Source organism: Sphingomonas sp. DMC6 (assembly GCF_056314225.1).
On the sequence record NZ_JBQUYT010000002.1, the window covers coordinates 382,870 to 407,008 of the forward strand.

Annotated in this window: 22 protein-coding genes and 1 pseudogene; 14 read left to right on the forward strand and 9 right to left on the reverse strand. The window is 66.2% G+C overall.

Annotated elements, in window-relative coordinates:
- Positions 1 to 27: 27 nt before the first annotated feature.
- The 3 genes from ACT53M_RS05680 to ACT53M_RS05690 form a co-directional block, all read right to left on the reverse strand.
- Positions 28 to 804: a DsbA family protein gene (locus ACT53M_RS05680; protein ID WP_476232054.1), complete on the reverse strand. Its 777-nt coding sequence runs from the start codon at positions 802 to 804 to the stop codon at positions 28 to 30.
- The gene (locus ACT53M_RS05685; protein ID WP_476232055.1) at positions 801 to 2,180 is read right to left on the reverse strand and encodes a M48 family metalloprotease; all 1,380 of its coding nucleotides are present in this window, start codon (positions 2,178 to 2,180) and stop codon (positions 801 to 803) included. The genes ACT53M_RS05680 and ACT53M_RS05685 overlap by 4 nt, the downstream gene beginning before the upstream one ends.
- A gap of 97 nt (positions 2,181 to 2,277) precedes the next feature.
- Positions 2,278 to 4,950, reverse strand: coding sequence for an Rne/Rng family ribonuclease (locus ACT53M_RS05690; RefSeq protein WP_476232057.1), 2,673 nt, complete (start codon positions 4,948 to 4,950; stop codon positions 2,278 to 2,280).
- Between the two features lie 507 nt (positions 4,951 to 5,457).
- On the opposite strand from ACT53M_RS05690, the gene ACT53M_RS05695 reads away from it, so the two are divergent.
- The 4 genes from ACT53M_RS05695 (at position 5,458) to ACT53M_RS05710 (ending at position 11,287) form a co-directional block, all read left to right on the forward strand.
- Complete coding sequence (locus tag ACT53M_RS05695; protein WP_476232058.1) at positions 5,458 to 6,723, forward strand: N-acetylmuramoyl-L-alanine amidase; 1,266 nt, start codon at positions 5,458 to 5,460, stop codon at positions 6,721 to 6,723.
- A gap of 58 nt (positions 6,724 to 6,781) precedes the next feature.
- Positions 6,782 to 9,310, forward strand: a complete 2,529-nt coding sequence (locus tag ACT53M_RS05700) for a penicillin-binding protein 1A (protein ID WP_476232059.1) — start codon at positions 6,782 to 6,784, stop codon at positions 9,308 to 9,310.
- An 82-nt stretch (positions 9,311 to 9,392) separates the two neighbouring features.
- Positions 9,393 to 10,520, forward strand: a complete 1,128-nt coding sequence (gene prfB, locus ACT53M_RS05705; protein WP_476232060.1) for a peptide chain release factor 2 — start codon at positions 9,393 to 9,395, stop codon at positions 10,518 to 10,520.
- Entirely contained in the window at positions 10,520 to 11,287 is a 768-nt protein-coding gene (locus tag ACT53M_RS05710; protein ID WP_476232401.1) for a class I SAM-dependent methyltransferase, read from the forward strand. The genes prfB and ACT53M_RS05710 overlap by 1 nt, the downstream gene beginning before the upstream one ends.
- Before the next feature lies 1 nt (position 11,288).
- On the opposite strand, the gene ACT53M_RS05715 is transcribed toward ACT53M_RS05710, so the two are convergent.
- A complete protein-coding gene (locus ACT53M_RS05715; protein ID WP_476232061.1) occupies positions 11,289 to 11,681 on the reverse strand; it encodes a JAB domain-containing protein in 393 nt (130 codons plus the stop codon).
- Positions 11,682 to 11,802: 121 nt separating this feature from the next.
- Here ACT53M_RS05715 and ACT53M_RS05720 point away from each other — a divergent pair, with 121 nt between their 5' ends.
- The 7 genes from ACT53M_RS05720 to ACT53M_RS05750 all read left to right on the forward strand — a co-directional run bounded on the left by ACT53M_RS05720 (position 11,803) and on the right by ACT53M_RS05750 (position 19,511).
- Entirely contained in the window at positions 11,803 to 12,597 is a 795-nt protein-coding gene (locus tag ACT53M_RS05720) for a thymidylate synthase (protein WP_476232062.1), read from the forward strand.
- A 235-nt stretch (positions 12,598 to 12,832) separates the two neighbouring features.
- The gene (locus ACT53M_RS05725; RefSeq protein ID WP_476232064.1) at positions 12,833 to 13,309 is read left to right on the forward strand and encodes a dihydrofolate reductase; all 477 of its coding nucleotides are present in this window, start codon (positions 12,833 to 12,835) and stop codon (positions 13,307 to 13,309) included.
- Entirely contained in the window at positions 13,306 to 14,484 is a 1,179-nt protein-coding gene (locus ACT53M_RS05730; protein ID WP_476232066.1) for a dipeptidase, read from the forward strand. Before ACT53M_RS05725 ends, ACT53M_RS05730 begins: the two co-directional genes overlap by 4 nt.
- Before the next feature lie 40 nt (positions 14,485 to 14,524).
- On the forward strand, positions 14,525 to 15,451 hold the full coding sequence (locus ACT53M_RS05735; protein WP_476232067.1) for a bifunctional riboflavin kinase/FAD synthetase: 927 nt from the start codon (positions 14,525 to 14,527) through the stop codon (positions 15,449 to 15,451).
- 154 nt (positions 15,452 to 15,605) lie between these two features.
- A complete protein-coding gene (locus tag ACT53M_RS05740) occupies positions 15,606 to 18,584 on the forward strand; it encodes an isoleucine--tRNA ligase (RefSeq protein WP_476232068.1) in 2,979 nt (992 codons plus the stop codon).
- Complete coding sequence (gene lspA / locus ACT53M_RS05745; RefSeq protein WP_476232069.1) at positions 18,584 to 19,105, forward strand: signal peptidase II; 522 nt, start codon at positions 18,584 to 18,586, stop codon at positions 19,103 to 19,105. The genes ACT53M_RS05740 and lspA overlap by 1 nt, the downstream gene beginning before the upstream one ends.
- A complete protein-coding gene (locus ACT53M_RS05750; protein WP_476232070.1) occupies positions 19,098 to 19,511 on the forward strand; it encodes a DUF3035 domain-containing protein in 414 nt (137 codons plus the stop codon). The genes lspA and ACT53M_RS05750 overlap by 8 nt, the downstream gene beginning before the upstream one ends.
- Positions 19,512 to 19,670: 159 nt before the next feature.
- Here ACT53M_RS05750 and ACT53M_RS05755 read toward each other — a convergent pair whose 3' ends face one another.
- The 4 genes from ACT53M_RS05755 to ACT53M_RS05770 all read right to left on the reverse strand — a co-directional run bounded on the left by ACT53M_RS05755 (position 19,671) and on the right by ACT53M_RS05770 (position 22,088).
- Entirely contained in the window at positions 19,671 to 20,453 is a 783-nt protein-coding gene (locus ACT53M_RS05755; RefSeq protein WP_476230227.1) for a TorF family putative porin, read from the reverse strand.
- Between the two features lie 263 nt (positions 20,454 to 20,716).
- Positions 20,717 to 21,181: a RidA family protein gene (locus ACT53M_RS05760; RefSeq protein WP_476230229.1), complete on the reverse strand. Its 465-nt coding sequence runs from the start codon at positions 21,179 to 21,181 to the stop codon at positions 20,717 to 20,719.
- Positions 21,182 to 21,213: 32 nt separating this feature from the next.
- Positions 21,214 to 21,825 carry an HAD family hydrolase gene (locus tag ACT53M_RS05765; protein WP_476232071.1) on the reverse strand — a complete coding sequence of 204 codons (612 nt, stop codon included), beginning with the start codon at positions 21,823 to 21,825 and terminating at the stop codon, positions 21,214 to 21,216.
- Positions 21,822 to 22,088 carry a DUF3572 domain-containing protein gene (locus ACT53M_RS05770; protein WP_476232072.1) on the reverse strand — a complete coding sequence of 89 codons (267 nt, stop codon included), beginning with the start codon at positions 22,086 to 22,088 and terminating at the stop codon, positions 21,822 to 21,824. Before ACT53M_RS05770 ends, ACT53M_RS05765 begins: the two co-directional genes overlap by 4 nt.
- Positions 22,089 to 22,125: 37 nt before the next feature.
- Here ACT53M_RS05770 and ACT53M_RS05775 point away from each other — a divergent pair.
- Positions 22,126 to 22,485, forward strand: a pseudogene (locus ACT53M_RS05775) (response regulator); the annotation flags it as partial.
- Positions 22,486 to 22,608: 123 nt separating this feature from the next.
- Here the strand turns inward: ACT53M_RS05775 and rpmG are convergent.
- The gene (gene rpmG / locus ACT53M_RS05780) at positions 22,609 to 22,776 is read right to left on the reverse strand and encodes a 50S ribosomal protein L33 (protein ID WP_025294449.1); all 168 of its coding nucleotides are present in this window, start codon (positions 22,774 to 22,776) and stop codon (positions 22,609 to 22,611) included.
- Positions 22,777 to 22,939: 163 nt separating this feature from the next.
- Between rpmG and ACT53M_RS05785 the strand changes: the two genes are divergently transcribed.
- Both ACT53M_RS05785 and ACT53M_RS05790 read left to right on the forward strand, forming a co-directional pair.
- Positions 22,940 to 23,500, forward strand: coding sequence for a hypothetical protein (locus ACT53M_RS05785; protein WP_476232073.1), 561 nt, complete (start codon positions 22,940 to 22,942; stop codon positions 23,498 to 23,500).
- Between the two features lie 107 nt (positions 23,501 to 23,607).
- On the forward strand, positions 23,608 to 24,105 hold the full coding sequence (locus ACT53M_RS05790) for a Dps family protein (protein ID WP_476232074.1): 498 nt from the start codon (positions 23,608 to 23,610) through the stop codon (positions 24,103 to 24,105).
- Positions 24,106 to 24,139 lie beyond the last annotated feature (34 nt).

Genomic DNA, 24,139 nt, shown 5'->3' on the forward strand with positions numbered 1-24,139 from the left:
CCGCCGTTCCGACGACAAGGGCCCGGATTACTTGGACTTACGCGCTTCCGCCACTGCGTCTGCCAGCGCCTGATAGTCGCGGGCGCCATAATAGATCTTGCCGCCGATCACCCAGGAAGGCGTGCCGTTCATCGCCAGCTTTGCGCCTAGCTTGCGATTTGCCTCGATTTCATGGGCAACCGCGTCGGAGCGCACCGCCTTTTCCGCTGCCGCCCGATCCACGCCCGCCTTGGCCAGCGCATCCGCGATCGCCGCATCGCTCGGCCCATCGGCAGCGAACAAGGCATCGTGGAACGCACGGAACTTGCCCTGCTGTGCCGCCGCCAGCGCCCAATGCGCCGCCGCCACGCTCGCATTCCCCAGCACCGGATATTCACGATAGACGACGCGGACCTTGGGATCCTTCGCGATCAGTTCACGCAATCCGGGCAGGCTGGCGCGGCAATAGCCGCAGGCATAGTCCATGAAGGCGACGACCGTCACATCGCCCTGCGGATTGCCGGCCCAGGCACTGGCGAAGGGCGCGGTGAGCGCAGGAATTGCCGCCGGTACCGCCGACTGGGCGTTGTCCTGCGCCTTTTGCAGCTGCGCGCTTTCCTGCTGCTGCAGCCGCTCCATCATCTCGCGCAGGATTTCGGGTTTTTCGAGCAGATAGGCGCGCACGATCGCTTCCACCCGCGCCTTGTCGCCGCCGGCGCCGGGAATTGCGGCCTGCGCGCCCAGCACAACAAGCCCGCCCAGAATCGCGGCAAGCAGCAAGGCACCCACCAATGCCAGCGGGCTGCGGGTCAGACGCGCGATCATTCGCCGCTGCGCCCCTTGTTGCGCTTGTCGTCCTTCAACTGATTTTCCGATACCATCTGAATATCCTGTGCGCGCACCCAGTCGGCCGACCCCTGCGGCAAGCCGCCCATTGCCTGACGCGCCATCATATAGGCAGTCCGCGCATCGCCGATCAGATTGGCACGTTCGGCCGTGGCGAGCGCGGCGCGCGGCTGGTCGCCCAGCTGGTCATAGACCGTGCCCAGATTGATCCAGGCAAAGGGATTGTCGCGGTCGCGCGTGATCGAATCGCGCAGCACCCGCTCGGCTTCCTTGAGATTGGCCTTGTCCTCGGTGGCGACCAGCGCATGCCCCAGCGTGGCGGCGATCAGCGGCGAATAGTGCGACAGCTCGGTAGCGCGACGCAGCGGAGCCAGCGCCTCTTGCGGCTTGCCCGATTCGAGCAGGATCTGCCCTTCGAGTTCGAGGAAATAGGGGTCGTCGGGCGCCATCTTCACCAGTGCCGCGGTTTCCGCCGCCGCCTGCTCGGGATAGCCCGACTGGTGATAGGCATAAGCGCGGGCATAATGGGCCGGCGCCGACTGGTCGCTCAGCGGATAAACGCGGAGCGTCGTCTTGGGATCGTTGACATAGCCGCGCAGCTTTGCCTGCACCCGCTTGAACCGCCGCTCCAGATCCGGATCGGACGGCTTGTTCCAAGCCGGCGACTTCTGCAGATCGGCCTTCAGCGCCTCGACACGATCCTGCGACATCGGGTGCGTCTGGGCGAACGGATCGACATCCGGGTCGGTGGTGTAATAGCCATAAGTGTGCATCTGCTGCGTCAGCTTGTCGAAGAAGCTGAGCATGCCCTTGCCGCTGATCCCGGCGGTGTTCAGAAAATGCGAGCCCGCCGCGTCGGCCGAGGATTCCTGCACGCGGCTATAGGCGAGATATTTGCCGATCGCGGCGCGCTGACCGGCCATCAGAATGCCGGTGCCGGCTTCGGGCGACCCCGCCGCCATTGCGGCGGCACCGAGCAACAGGCTGAGGATCGTCACCTTGCCATAGCCGCCATCGCGCTGGAACACGGCATGGCCGCCGACGATATGGCCGATTTCGTGCGCGACCACGCCCTGCACCTGGTTGGCGTTATCGGCAGCGTCGATCAGGCCTGAATTGACATAGACGATCTGGCCGCCGGCGACGAAGGCGTTGATCGAAGGATCCTGGATCAGCACCACCTTGGCGTTTTCGGGCGACAGGCCCGCCGCCTTGAACAGCGGCGCCGCCATATCGGCCAGCAGCGCCTCGGTCTCGGCATCGCGCAATACCGATTGGGCCATGGCCGGACGTGCCGCGAACAGCCCCAGACACAGCAGCGCAAGCAGCGTGGCCAGACGGTGGATGCGGGACATGTCGACTCCTGCCTCTATCCGGTTGCCGACTGGCGGCGCAAAGCTGAACCGCCGGTGAAGTCCGGCGCAGCCACGGGGACTGCGCCGGGCTCAGGGATTAATTACCGAAGGTACGCTGCCACCAGCCGCGGCGCGGCGCGGCGGCATCGCCCTCAGCAGCCTCTGCTTCCGCATCGGCGGTATCGGCTTCCGCAACCAGCTCGCTCACAGGCGCGACGTCCTGCGCCACCGGCTCAGCCTGAGATTCAGCGACTTCCGCTGCGACATCAGCCTTCTTCCGGCGGGTGCGCTTGGGCTTGGGCGGCGCTTCCTCGGCCACCGGCTCGGGCTCTGCCACGGGTGCCGGTGCAGCTTCTGCCTCGGGTGCGGCATCCGCCTTTTTACGGCGGGTGCGCTTGGGCTTGGCCGGCGTTTCCTCGGCCACCGGCTCGGCTACCGCTTCGACCGGCGCAGCAGCTTCAGCCACCGGCGCTTCGGCTTCGGCTTCAACCGGCGCTTCGGCCTTGCGGCTGCGGCGGCGCTTCGGTGCGGGTGCGGCTTCCGCCTCGGCAACCGGCTCCGGCGCTTCGGCGACGATCGGCTCGGCCGCGATCGGCTCGGCCGCGATCGATTCCGCGACCTCGGCAACACCCTCATCGGCAGCATCCTCACTACCGGCCTCAGCGCCGGCATCCTCGCCACCGGCACCGCGACGGCCGCCGCGACGACCGCGACGACGGCGCTTGCGGGCGCGTTCGCCTTCTTCGCGCTGGGCGGGCGTGGCTTCTGCCGCTTCGCCATCGCCGGCTTCTGCCGCCTCGGCCTCGGCATCGGCGCCGTCGTCTTCGGCCCCGCCTTCTTCACCGGCCTCGCCCTGCGGCGCATCACCATCCCGACCGCGGCGACCGCGGCCACGACGGCGGCGGCGGCGCTTGCGGCCGTCGCTATCGCCCCGATCGCGCGCTTCCTCGGCCTCGGCTTCCGCCTCGACTTCCTCTTCCTCAATTTCCTCGACGAACTCTTCTTCGGGTTCCTCGATCAGCGGGTCGATGCGCGGTGCGTGCGCCGGCGGCGGGCCCGATGCCTCGACCGACATGCGCGCGCCTTCCAGCTCGCCATCGGCCGCGATCTCGATCGTCACGCCGTAGCGGTCCTCGATCTCGGCGAGTTCGCCGCGCTTCTTGTTGAGGACGTAGAAGGCCGCCTCCTGGCTGGCGCGCAGCAGGATCTGCGAACCACGGCCGCGCGCCGCTTCGTCCTCGATCAGCCGCAGCGCCGACAGGCCGGCGGACGAGGCGGTGCGGACCAGACCGGTGCCTTCGCAGTGCGGGCAGGTGCGGGTCGACGCTTCGAGCACTCCGGTGCGCAGGCGCTGGCGGCTCATTTCCATAAGGCCGAAGGCGGAGATGCGGCCCACCTGGATGCGGGCGCGGTCGTTCTTCAACGCCTCCTTCATCGCCTTCTCGACCTTACGGACGTTGGACGAATGGTCCATGTCGATAAAGTCGATCACGACCAGGCCGGCCATGTCGCGCAGGCGGAGCTGGCGGGCGATTTCCTGCGCGGCTTCCAGATTGGTCGCCGTCGCGGTCTGTTCGATATTGTGCTCGCGCGTCGAACGGCCCGAGTTGATGTCGATCGAGACCAGCGCCTCGGTCGGGTTAATCACCAGATAACCGCCCGATTTCAGCTGCACCACCGGATGGTACATCGCCGCAAGCTGATCCTCGACGCCGGCGCGCTGGAACAGCGGCACCGCATCGGCATATTGCTTCACCTTGCGGGCATGGCTGGGCATCAGGAGCTTCATGAAGTCCTTGGCCTGGCGATAGCCTTCCTCGCCCTCGACGATCACTTCGTCGATGTCGCGATTATAAATGTCGCGGATCGCCCGCTTCATCAGATCGCTGTCGCCATAGACGAGCGCGGGCGCCGAGGAAGACAGCGTCTTCTCGCGAATCTCGTCCCACAGTCGGGCGAGATAGTCGAAGTCGCGCTTGATCTCGGTCTTGGTCCGCTGAAGGCCGGCGGTGCGGACGATGCAGCCCATCGACGGCGGCAGCTTCAGCTCCGCCATGATGCCCTTCAACCGCTTGCGGTCGGCCGCCGAGCTGATCTTGCGGCTTATGCCCCCGCCATGCGCGGTATTCGGCATGAGCACGCAGTAGCGGCCGGCGAGGCTGAGATAGGTGGTCAGCGCCGCGCCCTTGTTGCCGCGCTCTTCCTTGACGACCTGGACCAGCAGTACCTGGCGGCGGCGGATCACGTCTTGAATCTTGTAGCGGCGGCGCAGGTTCATGCGGCGCTGGCGCAGCGCCTCCGCCTCGTCGCCATTGCCGCCGCGACCACGACGACGGCGACCGCCCTCGGGTGCATCCTCGCCTTCGGCGGCTTCCTCGTCGTCGTGCGGGCGCTCGACTACTTGAACGCCATCCTCATGGCCGTCGTCGTGGTCGTGATCGTCGTCGCCCTCTTCCTCGCGCAGCGCAGCTTCCTGGGCGGCATGCTCGGCCTCTTCGCGCAGCAGCGCTTCGCGGTCTTCCTTCGGAATCTGGTAATAATCGGGGTGGATTTCGGAAAAGGCCAGGAAGCCGTGGCGATTGCCGCCATAATCGACGAACGCCGCCTGCAGCGACGGTTCGACGCGGGTTACCTTGGCCAGATAGATATTGCCCTTGAGCTGCTTTCGCTCGGCGGACTCGAAATCAAACTCCTCGATTCGGTTTCCCTTGACGACGGCAACGCGGGTTTCCTCCCGGTGCCGTGCGTCGATCAACATACGCATGGTCATTCAATATTCTCCGGGCGCGCCGGCCGGATCCGGATACGGGATGTGGCGCGTGCGCGCGATTGGGTGTGCGAACCGAGCCGGGGGTGCCGGCCGGGGTTCTGCGGTTTTCAAAAACTGCTGCTGCTGCACGGGCACGCGCGGACCGGCGGTCCGACTGCTCCACCATCGCCGCCACGCCGGCCGGGATGGCCTGGCTGTGCGGACGTTGGGGAAATTGCCTCATGCGAGCGTCAACCTGAACTGTCGCGGCCCCACATGGCCGCTCGACTATTCCGGCATCAGGCCGGAAGCATGCACTGCCTAGCACCCGTTTGACGATGCGGCAACTGTCGGAACGGCAGCAGAATTTCTGCGGAGGCGGCCCCGGATAGTTGCGACATCGTTCTAATCCGCGCGCGTAGGACAAAAGGTGGTCAATCCCAACTTAACCAGATCGATTCAGCGGGATTTGAAGCCCGATGCCTAGGGTCACCCTCAGATCGCGTATTCGTCTGTGTGAGGGGCGTAGTGACCAAGCTTTTGGGCTGGACCGGGCGGCGGGGGGCACGGCATAGCAAGCGAGTGCTGTTTCTGCTCGCTCTTCTGACCGGGTGGCTGACCGGTGCGCCGAGTTGGGCCGGGGTCGTCGAAAAGGTTCGTGTACACGGGGATCGGGTGGTGATCACCTTCGATGCGCCGGTTCGCGACGCGACGGCCTTCGTGCTGCCGACGCCGCATCGCATCGCGCTGGACGTGACCGGCGCCACACCGGGCCGCGTGGCAGAGGCCGGCGGTGATGTGTCCGCGATCCGCCAAGGGCGGCACGGCGACAATGGCGCCCGGATCGTGCTCGACCTAACCCGGCCCGCGATCATCGCGGAAGGCAATTTTGCCGATGGCGGACGCACGCTGACACTACAGTTGCGCTCGGTGGACGATTCCGCTTTTGCCCGCGCCGCGGCCGAACAGCGGCTGCGCTTCCTGCCGCCCTTCCGCTATTTCGCGGGGGCGACCCGCACCGCCTATTCCGATTACAGCGTGTCGATGCCGATCCCCGCCCGGAGCGCCGGCGGCCCCCTGCCGCGTGTCTATGGCGACGATCGCAGCCGCCCGCTGGTGGTGATCGACGCCGGCCATGGCGGGCATGATCCGGGCGCGATCGGTGCCAATGGCGTACGCGAGAAGGATCTGACGCTGAAGACCGCGCTGGCGGTGAAGGAGGCACTGCTTGCCTCGGGCCGGGTGCGCGTGGCCCTGACGCGGGAAGACGACCGCTTCGTCGTGTTGAAAGACCGCTATAGCCTGGCGCGGCGCCTGCACGCCGACCTGTTCATCTCCATCCATTGCGACAGCGCACCGAACCCGGATGCGACCGGCGCGACCGTCTACACGCTGTCCGAAGTCGCCTCCGACAAGGAAGCCGCCCGGCTCGCCAGCCGCGAGAACAAGGCCGATATTATCGCAGGCGTAGACCTGGGCGGTCAGGATGCGAACATCTCATCAATTCTGATCGACCTGACCCAGCGCGAGACGATGAATGCCTCGTCCCGTTTCGCCCAGTTGCTGGGGCGCGAGGCGCAGCCGCTGATTCCGATCAAGGCCAACTACCACCGTATGGCATCGCTGATGGTGCTGAAGGCGCCCGATATGCCTTCGGTGCTGTTGGAAACGGGCTATATCTCGAACCCTGCCGACGCGCGTTTTCTGGCCTCGCAGGACGGCCATGACAAAATCGCAGAGGCCATCCGCAAGGCTGTCGAGATCCATTTCGCCACCCGCATGGCACAACGCTGAGACCAGCCGACGCCGACCGGCTTTCATCTAGCCCAAAAGTTGCTACACCCCAGCCCGCATGGCCGAAGGCGAAACTCCCAGCATGAACATCCGAATCCGGCGCGAGGGCGGCGGATTCGGCGGCTTTCTCGCGCGGATCAGGCGGCGTTGGTGGTTCCGCGTGCTGGCGGTGCTGGCGCTGCTCGCCGGGCTGGCAGTGTTCCTGCTCTGGCTGCTGGTCGCGCGCAACCTGCCCTCGGTGGACAAGCTGCGCAGCTATGAACCGCAATTGCCGAGCTATGTCCGCTCGGCCGACGGCACGCCGATCCACGCCTATGCGCAGATGCGTCGCGTCCAGCTGAGCTATGCCGAATATCCGCCGCTGCTGGTACGGGCGTTCATGTCGGCGGAGGACCGGACCTTCTTCAGCCACCACGGGCTCGATTTCCCCGGCCTGGTCCGCGCCGCCGCCGAAGGCGCAATCCGCGGCCAGACCCCGCGCGGCACCTCCACCATCACGCAACAGGTGGCCAAGAACCTGCTGGTGGGCAACGAAGCCAGCTATATGCGCAAGCTGAAGGAAGGCATCCTCGCCTGGCGGATCGAGGATACGCTTACCAAGCCGCAGATCATGGAATTGTACCTCAACGCGATCGAGCTTGGGCGCAATTCGGGCGGCGTCGCGGCGGCGAGCGAGGCCTATTTCGGCAAGCCGCTCGACAAGCTGACGCTGCCGCAAATGGCCTATCTGGCGATCCTGCCCAAGGGCCCGGCCAATTACGACCCCGACCGCAACACCCGCCGCGCGCTCGACCGGCGCAACTGGGTGCTGGGCGAAATGCTCCGCAACGGCTTTATCGACCAGGCACAGCACGACGCCGCCGTCGCCGCGCCGCTCGGCACCGTGCCGCGCCAGACGCCGCGCTTCGAACGTGCCGGCGGCTATTTCGTCGAGGAAGTGCGCCGCCAGCTCGCCAAGCAATTCGGCGAGACCGACAAGGACGGACCGTACAGCGTCTACAATGGCGGCCTGTGGATCCGCACCTCGCTCGATCCGCGACTGCAGGCCTATGCCCAGCGCGCGCTGCGCGACGGGCTGCTGCGCTTCGACCATGGCCGCGGCTGGTCCGGCCCGATCGGCCATGTCGATCCCACCAAGGACTGGCAGGACGACTGGCTGGGCGAATTTGTCGGCCGCAATATCGGCATCGATTACGACAATTGGCGCGCGGCGATCGTCGTTGCGCGCGATGACGACGCCGTCACCCTGGGCTTTGAAAATGGCGATACCGGCCGGATGCCTGCATCGGCCGCGGCGATGCCGATTCGCGGCAAGGGCGGCCATGCCTTTGACGCAATCAAGCCGGGCGACATTCTGGCGGTGGCGCCCGAAGGCAATGGCTGGGCACTGCGCAGCGTGCCCAAGATTTCCGGCGGCATGGTCGTCGAGGATCCCTCGACGGGCCGCGTGCTGGCCATGCAGGGCGGATTCGATTCGCGCCTCCAGGCCTTCAACCGCGCGACGCAGGCGACGCGGCAGCCGGGTTCGACGATCAAGCCGATCGTCTATGCCGCCGCGCTTGAAAACGGCATGACGCCCGCCTCAATCGTTGTCGATGGCCCCTTCTGCGTCTGGCAAGGCGCGGGGCTGGGCCAGAAATGCTTCCGCAATTTCGACAACAAGGGCGGCGCCGGGCCGCACACGCTGCGCTGGGGCATCGAACAGTCGCGCAACCTGATGACGGTGCAGATCGCCAACGCCACTGGCATGGACAAGGTGGTTGACCTGATCGACCGGATCGGCGTGTCGAAGGACCGGTTGCCGCCCTATCTCTCCTATGCGCTGGGCGCGGGCGAGACGACGGTGCTGCGCATGGTCAACGCCTATTCGATCCTGGTGAACCATGGCCGCGCGCTCAACCCCACGCTGATCGACTTCGTCCAGGACCGTCGCGGTCAGGTCATCTTCCCGCGCAACTGGCGCCCGTGCGAAGGCTGCAACGCCCGCGACTGGGATGGCAAACCGATGCCGCGCCCGATCAACCGAGCACGCCAGATCATTGATCCGGTCACCGCCTACCAGATCGTCCACATCGCCGAAGGCGTGGTCCAGCGCGGTACCGCCACCGTGCTGCGCGACCTCAACCGGCCGATGATGGGCAAGACCGGCACCACCACCGGCCCCACCGATGTGTGGTTCGTCGGCGGAACCCCGCAGATGATCGGTGGCCTGTATCTTGGCTATGACGTGCCTTCGAACATGGGCGGCTATGCCCAGGGCGGCCTGATCGCAGCGCCAATCTTCAAGCAATTCGCCATTCCGGCCTATGAAGGGCTCGACAAGCTGCCCTTCGTCGCACCGGCGGGCACCCGCATGGTCCGCATCGATCGCGCCAGCGGCCGTCCGGTGCAGGGCGCGTGGCCGACCAATGATCCGCTATCGCCAGTGATATGGGAAGCGTTCAAGGCCGAGGGCGAACAGCGCCGCGGCCGGCGCGGCAGCATGGAGGCGAGCGCACCAGCCGCCCGCCCGAGCGATCGCCCCACCCACAAGGCCGACAGCCAGGGCGATAGCGATTTCTTGCAACGCCAGGGCGGAATCTACTAGCGCGGGCTTAAGGCCCTATATTGTTTCAGTCGGGCCACCCCGCAAATGGGGCGGCATCCGGAATTTCGAGAGGTTATTCACCATGCGCGCCGAAGCGCAGGCACATGTCGACAAGATCAACGCGGCCCTCGCTCTGCTGCGCCGTTCGCTCGATTGGGACCGCGCGCTGCGCCGTCTGGACGAGCTAAATGCCCGTGTCGAAGACCCCACGCTGTGGAACGATGCGAAGCTTGCGCAGGATGTGATGCGCGAGCGGCGCCGGCTTGATGAATCGATCTCCGCCACCCGCGCGATCGAAAGCGAGCTGAACGACACGGTCGAGCTCATCGAAATGGCCGAGGCCGAAGGCGACGAAGAAATGGCGAGCGAAGGCACCGCCAGCCTGGGCCAGCTTGCCGAGCGGGCAGAGCAGGACAAGGTCAAGGCGCTCCTCTCGGGCGAAGCCGATCCCAACGACACCTATCTGGAAATCAACGCCGGCGCCGGTGGCACCGAGTCCAACGACTGGGCCGAAATGCTCCAGCGCATGTACACGCGCTGGGCTGAACGCCATGGCTACAAGGTGGAGCTGATCGACTATCACGCCGGCGAACAGGCCGGAATCAAGTCGGCGACGCTGCTGCTCAAGGGCGAGAATGCGTACGGCTATGCCAAGACCGAAAGCGGCGTGCACCGGCTGGTGCGCATAAGCCCGTTCGATTCGAATGCGCGCCGCCAGACCAGCTTCGCCAGCGTCTGGGTCTATCCGGTGATCGACGACAACATCGATATCGAGATCAACGAGAGTGAGCTGCGCATCGACACCTACCGCGCCTCGGGCGCAGGCGGACAGCACATCAACACCACCGATTCGGCAGTGCGTATCACCCACCTGCCGACCGGCATCGTCGTGCAGTGCCAGAACCAGCGTTCGCAGCACAAGAACCGTGCCGAGGCCTATAACCAGCTCCGCGCCCGCCTGTACGAGCGCGAGCTGGCCGAGCGGGAAGCGGCGGCCAATGCGGTCAACGCTACCAAGACCGATATTGGCTGGGGCCACCAGATCCGATCCTATGTCCTCCAGCCCTATCAGCTGGTGAAGGATCTGCGCACCGGCGTCGCCTCGACTGCGCCGGGAGACGTGCTGGACGGCGCGCTGGACCCGTTCATGGCCGCCGCGCTAGCGCAGCGCGTCACCGGAGAGGCCGTGGTCGTGGAGGATGTCGATTGATCGGGTCGGCGCGGTTCCTGCTGCTGGGCGTCACGCTGCTACTGGCGGCGTGCGACGGCGGCAAGACCGCGCCGCAAGGCAACGGCGCCGAGCCCAATACCGGCTTTCCCGCCGCCGACCGTCCGGTCGCGACGATCGTCTCGTCGCGCTGGTCGAACGAAGAAGCCCGCGACCGGCTGAACGAAGCCGGCCAGGTGATGGCAATGGCAGGCATCAAGCCGGGGATGACCGTGGCCGATATCGGCGCCGGTGAAGGCTATTACACCGTCCGCCTGGGCCAGCGGGTGGGCGAAAAGGGCCGCGTCGTCGCCGAAGACATCGTGCCCGAATATATCAGCGCACTGGCGGCTCGTGTGGTGCGGGAGAAGCTTGACAACGTCAGCGTTCGCCTCGGATTGCCTGCCGATCCGCGCCTGCCTGAGCACAGTTTCGATCGCGTGCTGATGGTCCATATGTATCACGAGATCGAATCGCCCTACGAGTTTCTGTGGCGGTTGCGGCCGTCGCTGGCGCCGGGCGGCCGGGTGGTGGTGGTCGATGCCGATCGCCCGACCGCGAATCACGGCACCCCGCCCGCCCTTCTGCAATGCGAGTTCGCTGCGGTCGGCTATGCGCAGGTGTCGATGCGGCCGATGCCCTCGGCCGGCGGCTATATCGCCCAGTTCGAGGCGCGCGGCGAACGCCCGGAGCCGGAAACGATCCGCGCCTGCAAATCCGGCGCCCATGCCCGCCCCGTCACGCCCAGCAACACCGGCGGCCACGAGTAGCTCAAAGCCAGCCGCGTTCCCGGAAACTGGTGGTACCGCCACGCGCCACGACCAGATGGTCGAGCAGGCGAATCCCGATCGGCGCCATCGCTCGCACGACCCACCCCGTCGCTTCGCGATCGGCCGCACTTGGTGTCGGATCGCCGCTGGGGTGATTATGCGCCATCACCATGCCGGCCGCGTCGAAACTCAGCGCGTCGCGCACCACGTCGCGCAGCCGCAGTTCCAGCCGGTCGGGCAAGCCACCATGCATATGGCGCACGCCCAGAATGCGCTGCCCGCGATTGAGATAGGTGAAGACCGCTATCTCCACCTCGCTGTGCGCGATTCCGCCGAACAGGCGCAGCGCGTCTGCAAGCTGGCGAATATGCCCGGATGCGTCGTTCACGCCCATGCCTGCCGACCTGCCATTGTCCGGCCCATCGGCGGAACCACAAGCCCATCCGCTTCGGAGCAAAGCGACCCGGCGCCGGAAGGGGCATGACTTCGCCACTCGCCCCGGCTAGACTGCCGCCATGCGCCAATATCTCGATCTGATGGCCCGCGCGCTCGACGAAGGCGTGGAGACGATGGACCGCACCGGCACCGGCACGCGCAGCGTGTTCGGCGCGCAGATGCGGTTCGACCTGCGCCAGGGCTTTCCGCTGCTGACCACCAAAAAGCTCCATATCCGATCGATCCTGATCGAACTGCTCTGGTTCCTGCGTGGCGACACCAATGTTCGCTGGCTGCAGGAACAGAAGGTCAGCATCTGGGACGAATGGGCCGACGAAAACGGCGATCTCGGCCCCGTCTATGGCAAGCAGTGGCGCGACTGGGAGACAGCCGATGGTCGCCATATCGACCAGATCGCCGAACTGATCGAGACGCTGAAGACCAATCCCGCCTCGCGCCGGATGGTCGTTTCCGCCTGGAACCCCGGCGAACTGGGGGCGATGGCGCTGGCGCCGTGCCACTGCCTGTTCCAGTGCCATGTCGCGAACGGCCGGCTGAGCCTGCAGCTCTATCAGCGCTCGGCCGACATATTCCTGGGCGTGCCGTTCAACATCGCCAGCTATGCGCTGCTCACCCATCTGCTCGCCCAGCAGGCCGGGCTGGAGGTCGGCGAGTTCGTCTGGACCGGCGGCGACTGCCACCTGTACCTCAACCATCTCGACCAGGCGCGCGAGCAACTGAGCCGCACGCCGGGACCGCTGCCGCGGCTGGAAATCCTGCGCAAGGCGCCGTCGATCGACGCCTATGACTATGCGGATTTCGCGATCCACGACTATGTGGCGCAGCCGCATATCAAGGCGCCGGTCGCGGTGTGATGGAGCACCCGCAATACGCTCCTCCCCGGAACGGGGAGGGGGGCCTTATTGTCCGTTCCTATTCCCCTCCCTGCATTGCAGGGAGGGGCTGGGGGTGGGTCCGCCGCCGTCAGGCGGCGGGACTCGCTTTCAACGGGGTTTCTGGAGTCTGCGTAGCGCGCAGACGCGCGCACCCACCCCTTGATCCCCTCCCTTTCAGGGAGGGGAATGCAAGAGCGGGCGGGGCGGATTTTCGATGATCACCTTCCACCTCGCCCGCGCCGATAATGGCGTTATCGGCCAGGACGGCCAGTTGCCCTGGCGGCTGCCGACGGACCTCAAGCGCTTCAAGGCGCAGACCATGGGCAAGCCGATGGTGATGGGCCGCAAGACCTTCGAGTCTTTCCCGGCGCCGCTGCCCGGCCGCCGCCATATCGTGCTCACGCGCGACACCGGCTGGCAGGCGGAGGGTGCCGAAGTGGCCCACGCGCCGGACGAAGCCCTGGCGCTGTCTGGCCCCGACGCCGCGATCATCGGCGGCGCCGAGATTTTCGCGCTGTTTCTGCCGCGCGCCGACCGCATCGAGCTGACCGAAGTGCATGTCGATGCCGCAGGCGATGCGCATGTCCCGCCCTTTGATCCGCTTGCATGGCGCGAAGTTGCGCGCGAGGATCATCCCAGCGAAGCGGGGCGCCCCGCCTACAGCTTCGTAACCTTGGAGCGGATGGGATGAACAAGCGGGCGATCGGGATCGGGCTGCTGGGCGTGCTGGCCCTGGCCGGCATCGGCTTTTTCGGGCTCGCCCCGGTCCTGGTCGAAGCGAGCATGAACAAGGTCGTGCCCGCCCCGTTGCCCAAGGTGACGGCACAGACCCGCGCGCTCCATGCCCGGCTGCAGATCGCCGACATGCACGCGGACACGCTGATGTGGCGCCGCAGCCTGCTCGACCGCGCCGAACGCGGCCAGGTCGATCTGCCGCGCCTGCTCGCCGGCAATGTCGCGCTGCAGGTGTTTTCTTCGGTCACCAAGACGCCGAAGCACCAGAATTACGACGCCAACGGCGCCGATACCGACAACATCACCCTGCTGACGATCGCCCAGCTCCAGCCGCCGCGTACCTGGACGTCGCTGCTCCAGCGTTCGCTCTGGCATGCGGAAAAGCTCGACCGCGCCGCCCGCGCCTCGGACGGGCAGTTGCGGGTGATCCGCACGCCTGCCGATCTCGACCGGCTGCTCGCCGATCGCGCGAAGGGCGAAAAGGTGGTCGGCGGCATGCTCTCGGTCGAAGGGCTGCAGGACATCGAAGGCGACATCGCCAATCTCGACAAGCTCCATTCTGCGGGCTTTCGCATGGCGGGCTTTGCGCATTTCTTCGACAATGGCGTCGCCGGATCGATGCATGGCATGGAGAAGGGCGGGCTCACCCCGCTCGGCCGGCAGGTGCTGCGGCGGATGGAGGCGCTGGGCATGGTGGTCGATGTCGCCCATTCCAGCCACAAGGCCGTCGCCGACATCCTGGCGATGGCCAAGCGGCCGGTCGTCTCCAGTCATGGCGGGGTGCAGGCGACCTGCAAGGTCAACCGCAACCTGACCGACGACGAGATTCGCGGCATCGCCCGCACCGGCGGCGTGGTCGGCATCGGCTATTGGGATGCGGCGATCTGCTCGACCAGCCCCAAGGCGGTGGCCGATGCGATTGCCCATGTCCGCGATCTGGTCGGCATCGACCATGTCGGGCTGGGATCGGACTTCGACGGCGCGGTGACGACGGCTTTCGATTCGTCACAGCTCGTCGAAGTGACGCAGGCGCTGGTCGACCGCGGCTTTTCGGAAGCGGAAATCGCCAAGGTGATGGGCGGCAATGTACTGCGCGTGCTCCGCGCGGGAATGGCGCCGGGCAAGGCCTGAATCCATTGGCATCGCGCCGGGCAATGCCTATAGCCGCGCCATGCAGCGGCTGGACGGCGGCTCGGCGGTTCCGCCTTCCCTTCGGGGCGCGATCGTCGCGCTGGGCAATTTCGACGGTTTCCATCTGGGTCATCAGGCCGTGGTCGGTCGCGCCGTGGCGCGCGCGCGGGCAGAAGGGCGGCCGGCAATCGTTGCCACCTTCGATCCGCATCCGCGCCGTTTCTTCCAGCCGGACGCCCCGCCCTTCCGGCTGACCACGCTCGACCAGCGCCAGCGGCTGTTCGGCGCGGCGGGCGCCGATGCAATGCTGGTCTTCCATTTCGACGCGACGCTCGCCCGGCTGACCGCGCGCCAGTTCGCCGAGCATCTGGTCGACACGATCGGCGCAGCGGGCGTGGTGACGGGAGAAGACTTCACCTTCGGCAAGGGCCGCGAGGGCGATGTCGCGATGCTCGCGACGCTGGGCGCCGAACTGGGCTTTGCAGCAGAGACGGTAGCGCCGGTGGCGTTTGACGGCGATGTCGTCTCCTCCAGCCGCATCCGCGCGCACCTGCAGGCAGCCCGCCCGCGCGCGGCCGCGGCGCTGCTCACTCGGCCGTTCGCGATCGAGGCAGTGGTAGAGGGCGGCGCGCAACTGGGCCGGCAGCTGGGCTTTCCCACCGCCAACATGGTACTGCGCAACTATCTGCGCCCCACCTATGGCGTCTATGCGGTGCGCGGGCGGCTGCCCGACGGGCGCGTGCTCGACGGGGTGGCGAATCTGGGCATACGGCCGATCATCGAGGAACCGGTCGAGCTGCTGGAAAGCTATTTCTTCGACTTTTCGGGCGACCTGTACGGGCAGGTGCTGGAAATCGAACTGATCGACTATCTGCGGCCCGAAGCGAAGTTCGACAGCCTCGACGCGCTGACCGAACAGATGCACCGCGATGCCGCCGAGGCGCGCGTGCGGCTGGCGCAGGAGTAATTCCCGCCTTGTCAGAATGCCCCCCCTCCCTGCAAGGGAGGGGCCGGGGCAGACGCGCGCACCCACCCCTTCCCCTCCCTTGCAGGGAGGGGTGTGGGGAACATGTGCGAAAGGGATGACTTCCCCCGCCACACCGGCTAATCCCGCGCGACCCATGACTGACGCAACCGACACCCAGCGCGACTGGCGCGACACCGTCTTCCTGCCGAAGACCGATTTCCCGATGAAGGCGGGGCTTGCCGCCAAGGAGCCCGCCATCCTCGAGCGCTGGGCGAAGATTGGCCTCTACCAGAAGCTGCGCGAGGCCCGTGCGGGCCGCGAGCGGTTCCTGCTGCACGACGGCCCGCCCTACGCCAATGGCGACATCCATATGGGCCATGCGCTCAACAAGATCCTGAAGGACATCGTCGTCCGCTCGCAGAGCCTGATGGGCAAGGACGCGCCCTACGTCCCCGGCTGGGACTGCCACGGCCTGCCGATCGAATGGAAGGTCGAGGAAGCCTATCGCGCCAAGAAGCTCAACAAGGACGAAGTCGACCCCGTCGCCTTCCGCGCCGAATGCCGCGCCTATGCCGAGAAGTGGGTGGCGGTGCAGCGCGGGCAGTTCGAGCGGCTGGGCGTGATGGGCGACTGGGACGATCCCTATCTCACCATGAAGTTCGACGCCGAGGCGCGGATCGCCGGCGAGCTCCTGAAGTTCGCCGAAAGCGGCCAGCTCTATCGCGGCGCCAAGCCGGTGATGTGGTCGCCGGTCGAAAAGACCGCGCTGGCCGAGGCCGAGGTCGAATATGAGGACATCACGTCGACGCAGATCGACGTGGCGTTCGAGATCACCGAGGCGCCGAACGCGCCCGAGCTGGTCGGCGCGCATGCGGTGATCTGGACGACCACGCCGTGGACGATCCCGGTGAACCAGGCGTTGGCTTATGGGGAGGAGGTTGAGTACGTCGTTATTCGCGCGGGGAGCAGCGGCGTGGTTGGCTGGGGCTCTCAAGAAAAGGTCTCTGATCAGAAGCCGGGCAGCTGGTTCTTTGGAAAAGAATTCTTGGTCGCAGCAGACTTGGTGGACACGTTCCGCAAGCGCATAATCCAATCTCTAACTTCAGCCGCTCGTGAAGAGTTCCCCGGTACGACCGTGCTTGTGAACTTTGAAGAAATGCGCAGTGTCAAAGGCTCGCAGCTCGCCGGCGCTACTGCCCGGCACCCGATGCACGCGCTCGGCGGGTTCTTTGAGAAGCCGCGGCCGTTCCTGCCCGGCGACTTCGTCACCACCGATGCGGGTACCGGTCTCGTCCATATGGCGCCGGATCACGGCGAGGACGACTTCCTGCTGTGCAAGGCGCACGGCATCGATCCGGTCTTCGCCGTCGATGCCGCCGGCATGTACCGTGCCGACTGGCTGTGGCTCGGCAGCCAGGGCAGCGTGATCAACAAGAAGTTCGTCAGCGCCGAAGGGCCGATCTGTTCGGACCTGCGCGCGGCCGGCGCGCTGCTCGCCGCCTCGGACGACTTCCAGCACAGCTATCCGCATAGCTGGCGGAGCAAGGCGAAGATCATCTTCCGCTGCACCCCGCAGTGGTTCATCCCGATGGATAGGCCGCAAAAGCCCTCTCCCCTTCAGGGGAGAGGGTTGGGAGAGGGGGACTCTCCACAAGCGGCGTCCTCTGCGGATATGCCCCTCTCCCCGACCCTCTCCCCTGAAGGGGAGAGGGAGCATAACGCCCCCACGCTCCGCGAAATCGCGCTGGACTCGATCGAGCGCACCCGCTGGGTGCCCGAACGCGCGATCAACCGCATCCGCGCGATGGTGGAGGGGCGCCCGGACTGGGTGATCAGCCGGCAGCGCGCCTGGGGTGTGCCGATCGCGCTTTATGTGAACCGCCAGACCGGCGACTATCTGCGCGATCCGGCGGTCAATGCCCGGATCCTCGATGCCTTCCGCGCCGGCGGGGCCGATGCCTGGTATTCGGCCGACCATCAGGCGCTGCTCGGCCCCGATTACGCTCTGGCCGACTATGAAGTCGTCACCGACATTCTCGACGTTTGGTTCGATTCGGGCTCGACCCACAGCTTCGTGATCGAGGCGCGCTATGGCGAGGGCGTGCGCGCCAACCTCTATCTCGAAGGTTCGGACCAGCATCGCGGCTGGTTCCAGTCGTCGCTGCTCGAATCCGCAGGGACCCGCGGCCGGGCGCCTTATGACGCGGTGCTCACCCATGGCTTCGCGCTCGACGGCCAGGGCAAGAAGATGTCCAAGTCGCTGGGCAATGTCGTCGATCCCTTGAAGATCATCGGCGAGAGCGGCGCGGACATCCTCCGCCTCTGGGTCGCGCAGACCGACTATTTCGACGATGTCCGTATCGGCAAGGAAGTGCTGGCCGGCACCGGCGATGCGTACCGCAAGATCCGCAATACCTTCCGCTATCTGCTCGGCGCGCTCGACGGGTTCGGCGAGGCCGAGAAGGTGGCGGTGGCCGACATGCCCGAACTGGAGCGCTATGTGCTCCACAAGCTGGCGGCGCTCGATGCGGAGCTGCGGTCGGCGGCAGAGGCGTTCGAGTTCAACCGCTATGCGCGCGCGCTCGGCGACTTCATGAACGAGGACCTGTCGGCCTTCTTCTTCGATATCCGCAAGGACTGCCTCTATTGCGATGCGGAGAGCGATCCGAAGCGCCGCGCCTATCGGACGGTGCTGGACATACTGTTCCACGCGCTGGTCCGCTACGCGGCGCCGATCCTCGCCTTCACTGCCGAGGAAGTGTGGCAGAGCCGTTTCCCGAGCGAGGACGGATCGGTCCACGAGCTGGAATGGCCAGTGCTGCCCGAAGGCGCTTCGGTCGAGCATGACTGGGCCGAGGTGCGCGCGCTGCGCCAGGCCGTGACCGAAGCGATCGAACCCTATCGCCGCGAAAAGCAGGTCCGCTCCAGCCTGGAAGCCGAAGTGACGGTGCCGAAGCTGCCGATGGCAGCCGACGATCTGGCCGAATTGTTCATCGTCGCCTCCGTTGCCGAAGGTGAAAGGGTCACGGTCACGCCCACCCAGCGCCACAAATGCGGCCGGTGTTGGCGGCATCTTCCCGAAGTGACGCAGGACGGGGCGCTGTGCGACCGCTGCGCAAAGGTGGTGTTGTGATGAAGTCGGTACGGTTTCTGGGCTTCGGGGCGGCGGCGATCGTCTTCCTGCTCGACCAGTTGAGCAAATATGTCGTCACCGGGCCGCTGGGCCTGGTGGTGCAGAATGATTCGCTCACCCTGCTGCCGATTTTCGACCTGCGCTTCGTCAAGAATGTCGGCGTGTCGCTCGGCCTGCTGTCGGCGAACAGCCCGGCGACGCGCTGGCTGCTGGTGCTGATGACGGCGGCGATTGCGGTGGGCGTGCTGGTGTGGATGCTGCGCGAGAGCAAGCGCGGCGACGTGATCGCGCTCGGCCTGGTGCTGGGCGGCGCGTGCGGCAACATTCTCGATCGCTCGCGGCTCGGCTATGTCGTCGATTTCGCCGATCTGCATTTCGGCGAGTGGCGCCCCTTTTTGGTCTTCAACGTCGCCGATGCGGCGATTACCATCGGCGTGGTCATCCTCTTGATCCGCGCCCTGCTCGTTCGCGACAAGGCACCCAAGTCGCAGGCCCCAGTGGAGAATAAACTGAATGCGTAAGATTGTCCTCGTCGCGGCCGGCCTGGCGTGCATGGCTTCGCTCTCCGCCTGCGGCAAACGCGGGTATGACCGCACCCGTCCCGACGAATTTGCCGTGGCCCGCCAGGCGCCGCTGGTGATCCCGCCCGATTTCTCGCTGCAGCCGCCGCAGCCGGGCGCCGCGCGCCCGCAGGATACGTCGGCGGCCGATCAGGCGCTGGAGGCGCTGTTCGGCGGCTCGGCCGCGCGCAGCCCGTCGGAGAACGCCACCCTCGACGCCGCCGGCCGCACCAGCGCCGATATCGGCGCGCGCAGCATGGCGGGCAGCCCGAGCACCAATGTGGTCGACAAGGGCCAGACCACCCGCGACATCATCGCCGCGCCGCAGGGCAACGGCAAGGACGCCAGCGTCAGCACGCCGCAATAAGCGACCGCGCAGCGCACGAAAAAACGCCGGCCCGCAGCGCGCGGGCCGGCGTTTTCGTTTGCGGCGGGCTTGTGCCCTGCCCTCTCCTGTTCCCTGGCGGAGGGGGCGCGATGCGGCTCGCCGCCGCAACCGCGCCCCGTTTCCGTCAAACCATCGCGATCAGAAGCTGACCCCGACCGAGCCGACCACACCCGCCTTCGAGGCATTCTTGCCGCTGGGGGTGATGAACTTGCCGTCGGTATCGACATAGGAAATGCCGAAGGTCAGCGCCTTATAGGTATAGGCGGCGCCCAGGTTCCAATCGGTATATTCCTTGCCGATCGACAGCCAGCTGGGGCCGAAGGTGTGGCCCAGATGCGCGGTCAGGCTGATCGGCGTCTTGGGAATGGCAGCCGACAGGTCACCGGCGAGGTAGACATTGTCGTTCTTGGCGAGATTGGTCTGGCCCTGGTCCAGCGACAGCGCCTTCTGCTTCGGCGCATAGTTGACCGTGCCCTTGGCGGTCACCGGGCCGATCGCATAGCTGACCGAGGCATAGGGCTCGATAAAGTCGGAAGAAGTCTTGTCGCCGGTGAAGCCGGGGCGCGTGCCCGGATAGACATAGTAGAGCGCGCCGACATCGAGCGTCACGCCGCCCTTGAAAGCATGCTTGTAGCCGGCGATCAGGTCGAGTTCCTGATGGGCCGTGCCGTGCGCGGTGACATAATCGTCAACCGAAGAACCCCAGAACGAGGCGTAGAAGCCCGAAGCGTGGCTGACGGTCACGCCGCCCTGCACCGCGAAATTGCCGTCGGTCTGCGAGATGCCGCGGAACCGGTAATCGCTGACCAGCGTGGCAGTGCCGTTGATCGTCACGGCCGGAGCGGGAGCGGTTTCTTGCGCCAGCGCGGGGGCGGTGGTGGCGAGCATCAGCGCGCCGAAGCTGATCATGGTGAAGCGCATGGAATCCCTTTCAATTCTGAACCAAAGGGTCCCCACCTGCTGCGCCCGGCATTGCTTGTTGGAGGCTCTTTGGCCAGCGCAACTTTGGGGCGACACAAGTTGATTGCCGAAATGCGCTGCGTTGCACAACATTATTCGCCCAATCGCCAGTTGGATCGTGACAAACTGTTGCGGCGCCGCAACATGACCAAGATAAGACCAAATGAAAAAAGCGCTCCCGGCACGAGGCCGGAAGCGCTTCTGCAACCCTGAAAGATATGGGTTCAGTCGATGGCGATGATGGCGTCCACTTCGACTGCCGCACCCAGCGGCAGCACGGCGACACCCACGGCGCTGCGCGCATGGCGGCCGGCATCGCCGAACAGCGCCTGCATCAGCTCCGATGCGCCATTGGCGACCTTGGGCTGATCGACGAAATCGGCCGTCGAATTGACGAACACGCCCAGCTTCACGACGCGCTTCACGCGCGACAGGTCGCCGTCCAGCGCCTTCTTGATCTGCGCCACCAGCATCAGGCCGCAGCGCTGCGCCGCTTCGGTGCCGAACGCGATGTCGCGGTCCTCGCCCAGCCGGCCGGTCATCAGCGCGCCGTCCTTGAACGGCAGCTGACCCGAAATGTGGAGCAGCCCGCCCGCCTCGACGACGGGCACATAGGCCGCGACGGGCGCGGCGGCTTCGGGAAGGGTGAGGCCCAGCTCTTCGAGCTTGCGATCGATGGCAGTCGTCATGGCCGCCGCTCAACCACTGCCGCGCGGCGCGGTCAAGCCCGGACGAACTTGTCGAGGATCCAGCCTTCCGCCTCACGCCAGTCGTCGATGCGGGCATGGGCATGGGGCGCTGGCGGCACATGCGGCGCCAGATCCGGTTCGGCGACCATATGGAGCCGGAATACCTCAGGCGCGTGCTTCGCTACCGATTCGTGATGCGCCGGCAGATCGTCGACGAACACCGCCACCGGCGCGCCGAATTCAGCCACCAGCCGCGCGACCGGATTGCCCTTGCCACCCTGGTTGCATTCGACGCGGTGCGCGATGCCATGGGTGGCAAGCTGGGCGACTCGGTGCTCGCGGCAATGGTCCTGCAAATTGGTGAGCACGACGATGTCGGCCACCTCGGCAATGCGTGCCAGCACTTCGCGCGCGTGCGGCACCAGCGTCTGTCGCGCCATTTCGGCCGGGAAGAACCCGTCGATCAGCGCCCACATCTCTTCGGCCGAAAGCTCGCCGTCGCCGCTGCGCCGGCGCATCGCGCGGGAAAAGTCACCGCCGGCGATGTCGAACGCAATATCATGCTCCTCATCCAGCCAGGTGCCGAAATGGCGGACCATGTGCAGCAGGACTTCATCGCAATCGGTGATCAGCAGGGGCTTCATGCGCGCTCCAGTTTCTGCCGCGCCTCTACCAGCAGTGTCGGTGCCACGTCGAGCGCGGACGCACAGGCAATCAGATCGGGCTCATGCGCCTCCAGAAAGCCAAGAGTCGCCGCCAGCACCGCCGGTTCGCCGGCCCCGGCCCGCAGCCCGTCGGGGTCGAGGCCGGTCAGATCGAGCAGGCGATTCGCGCGGCCCGAATCGCCCAGCGTCCACACCAATGCCTGCAAAGCCAATGCTTCCGCATTTGTTTCTGCGCGTTTCATGCCCTAAGTATCGCTTTAATCATTCGAAGGGTTGCGCGTGCCAAACCGGGTGCTCGTTGTGGAGGACAACGAACTCAATCTCAAACTGTTCTGCGATCTGCTGCGTGCGCACGGTTTCGCCACCCAGCCGGTGCGCGACGGGCGCGAGGCAGTGGCGACGGCGCGCCAGTTCGAGCCCGACCTGGTGATCATGGACATCCAGTTGCCGCACGTCACCGGATTCGAGCTGATCCAGCAGATGCAGCGCGATACAGCGCTGCGCCAGATCCCGATCATGGCGGTGACGGCCTATTCGGGCCATGAGGATGAAGAGCGGATTCGGAGCGCGGGCGCCAAGGCCTATGTCGCCAAGCCGATCTCGCTGATGCGCTTCATGGAGCAGGTGCGCGCGCTGTTGCCGGCAGAGCCGGTCGCAACCGTGGACGACGCGCAGGGAGAAACTGCAGAAGAAGCCCCGTCCTCGCCCGAATCGGACACCCCGGACGGGGCGGCGGAGGCGTAACGCCTCCGCGCGGCCGGCTTACTTGATCTTGGCTTCCTTGAACTCGACGTGCTTGCGCACGACGGGATCGTACTTGCGGAAGTTCAGCTTCTCGGTCTGCGTGCGCGGATTCTTCTTGGTGACATAGAAGAAGCCCGTATCCGCCGTGCTGACGAGCTTGATCTTTACGGTGGTCGGCTTTGCCATGACCCGGAACCCTCGATTCGGATAAATGAAAAGAGCGGCACGCCAAGGCGCACCGCTGACAGACGCGGGCGGATGCGCGAATCGGCCGGAAAAGTCAAGGGACGGACGCTTCACGCGACTTTAACGGCACCCGCGCAATGCATCTGGCGCAAGGGGAAATCGAATGGAAGTGCTGGTTCCCGCCTTTCTGCTCGCGCTGCTGAGCCTGGCCGGGGATCGGCTGGCGCTGTTGATGGCGGCCCTTGGTGAGCGGCGCCCGGGGCCGATTCCCGTCGCGCTGGCGGCGGGGCTGGGCCATGGCGTGCCCTGTCTGTTTGCGGGCGCGGCGGCAGTGGCGATCGCGCCGCATATGCCGCTGCGCGCGCAGGCGGTTTTTCTGGCGGTGTCGCTGGCGGTGAGCGGCATCGCGCTGTTCTGGCCCGCCGGCGGCGTTCCCCGCTGGCTGGACGGACGATTGGGCACGCTTGTTACCGCGCTGTTTGGCGGAGCGGTGCTCGGCGCGGGCGGGGCGACACCGCTGTTTGTGCTCGCGCTGGGGCTGGGCGGCGCGCCGTGGCTTGCCGCAACCGGCGCGGTGCTGGGGGCATGGGCGCTCTTCACCGTCGCCGCGCTGGCGGGAACGCTCTGGCACGCGCTGCCACGCACGGCGGTACGGCTGGGTGCGGCAGCGCTGCTGACGCTTGCCGGGCTGGTAACCGGGCTGTCGGCAGCCGGGCTGCTCTGATCATCCTATCCGATCGTATTGATCGCCAAAATTTCGCTGCGGCGGCTGGAACCCGGCCCTATATGCCGCTCGTTGGGTTCTCGTATCGAACCCCACCGGAGGAATTTATGGCAGACAATAGCGCAGCTTTGGCGACTCCCACCGACCTGAACCGCAACGACACGAAGAGCGTCGCGGATGCGCTCAACAGCGCGCTCGCCGACTGCTTCGCGCTCTATTTCAAGACCAAGAATTTCCACTGGCACGTCTCGGGTCCGCATTTCCGCGATTATCACCTGCTGCTCGACGATCAGGCGACGCAGATCCTGGGCGTGACCGACGCGATTGCCGAGCGCGTGCGCAAGACCGGCAACACCACGCTGCGCTCGATCGGCGACATCGCGCGCCGCCAGACGCTTGCGGACAATGATGCCGAGTTCGTTGCCCCGGGCGACATGCTCGCCGAGCTGCGCGACGACAATCTGAAGCTGGTCGAAAGCTTCCGTGCCGTGAAGGAAGCGGCCGAATCGGCGCGGGACAATGCCACCAGCGGCATTGTCGACGAATGGACCGACCAGGCCGAGGAACGCGCCTGGTTCCTGTTCGAGGCCAGCCGCAAGGGCTAAGGCCGGAAAGGGGCCGGCACCGCTATTCCGCGTG

What these genes read in the sequence shown, in the direction of transcription:
- ACT53M_RS05715 (WP_476232061.1), bottom strand. Translation starts at nt 11,681, where the DNA reads ATGGGCGTGAACGACGCATCCGGGCATATTCGCCAGCTTGCAGACGCG.
- ACT53M_RS05765 (WP_476232071.1), bottom strand. Translation starts at nt 21,825, where the DNA reads ATGAAGCCCCTGCTGATCACCGATTGCGATGAAGTCCTGCTGCACATG.
- ACT53M_RS05735 (WP_476232067.1), top strand. Translation starts at nt 14,525, where the DNA reads ATGCAGCGGCTGGACGGCGGCTCGGCGGTTCCGCCTTCCCTTCGGGGC.
- ACT53M_RS05730 (WP_476232066.1), top strand. Translation starts at nt 13,306, where the DNA reads ATGAACAAGCGGGCGATCGGGATCGGGCTGCTGGGCGTGCTGGCCCTG.
- ACT53M_RS05785 (WP_476232073.1), top strand. Translation starts at nt 22,940, where the DNA reads ATGGAAGTGCTGGTTCCCGCCTTTCTGCTCGCGCTGCTGAGCCTGGCC.
- prfB (WP_476232060.1), top strand. Translation starts at nt 9,393, where the DNA reads ATGCGCGCCGAAGCGCAGGCACATGTCGACAAGATCAACGCGGCCCTC.
- ACT53M_RS05680 (WP_476232054.1), bottom strand. Translation starts at nt 804, where the DNA reads ATGATCGCGCGTCTGACCCGCAGCCCGCTGGCATTGGTGGGTGCCTTG.
- ACT53M_RS05720 (WP_476232062.1), top strand. Translation starts at nt 11,803, where the DNA reads ATGCGCCAATATCTCGATCTGATGGCCCGCGCGCTCGACGAAGGCGTG.
- ACT53M_RS05740 (WP_476232068.1), top strand. Translation starts at nt 15,606, where the DNA reads ATGACTGACGCAACCGACACCCAGCGCGACTGGCGCGACACCGTCTTC.
- ACT53M_RS05770 (WP_476232072.1), bottom strand. Translation starts at nt 22,088, where the DNA reads ATGAAACGCGCAGAAACAAATGCGGAAGCATTGGCTTTGCAGGCATTG.
- ACT53M_RS05790 (WP_476232074.1), top strand. Translation starts at nt 23,608, where the DNA reads ATGGCAGACAATAGCGCAGCTTTGGCGACTCCCACCGACCTGAACCGC.
- lspA (WP_476232069.1), top strand. Translation starts at nt 18,584, where the DNA reads ATGAAGTCGGTACGGTTTCTGGGCTTCGGGGCGGCGGCGATCGTCTTC.
- ACT53M_RS05725 (WP_476232064.1), top strand. Translation starts at nt 12,833, where the DNA reads ATGATCACCTTCCACCTCGCCCGCGCCGATAATGGCGTTATCGGCCAG.
- ACT53M_RS05700 (WP_476232059.1), top strand. Translation starts at nt 6,782, where the DNA reads ATGGCCGAAGGCGAAACTCCCAGCATGAACATCCGAATCCGGCGCGAG.
- ACT53M_RS05750 (WP_476232070.1), top strand. Translation starts at nt 19,098, where the DNA reads ATGCGTAAGATTGTCCTCGTCGCGGCCGGCCTGGCGTGCATGGCTTCG.
- ACT53M_RS05685 (WP_476232055.1), bottom strand. Translation starts at nt 2,180, where the DNA reads ATGTCCCGCATCCACCGTCTGGCCACGCTGCTTGCGCTGCTGTGTCTG.
- rpmG (WP_025294449.1), bottom strand. Translation starts at nt 22,776, where the DNA reads ATGGCAAAGCCGACCACCGTAAAGATCAAGCTCGTCAGCACGGCGGAT.
- ACT53M_RS05760 (WP_476230229.1), bottom strand. Translation starts at nt 21,181, where the DNA reads ATGACGACTGCCATCGATCGCAAGCTCGAAGAGCTGGGCCTCACCCTT.
- ACT53M_RS05690 (WP_476232057.1), bottom strand. Translation starts at nt 4,950, where the DNA reads ATGACCATGCGTATGTTGATCGACGCACGGCACCGGGAGGAAACCCGC.
- ACT53M_RS05755 (WP_476230227.1), bottom strand. Translation starts at nt 20,453, where the DNA reads ATGCGCTTCACCATGATCAGCTTCGGCGCGCTGATGCTCGCCACCACC.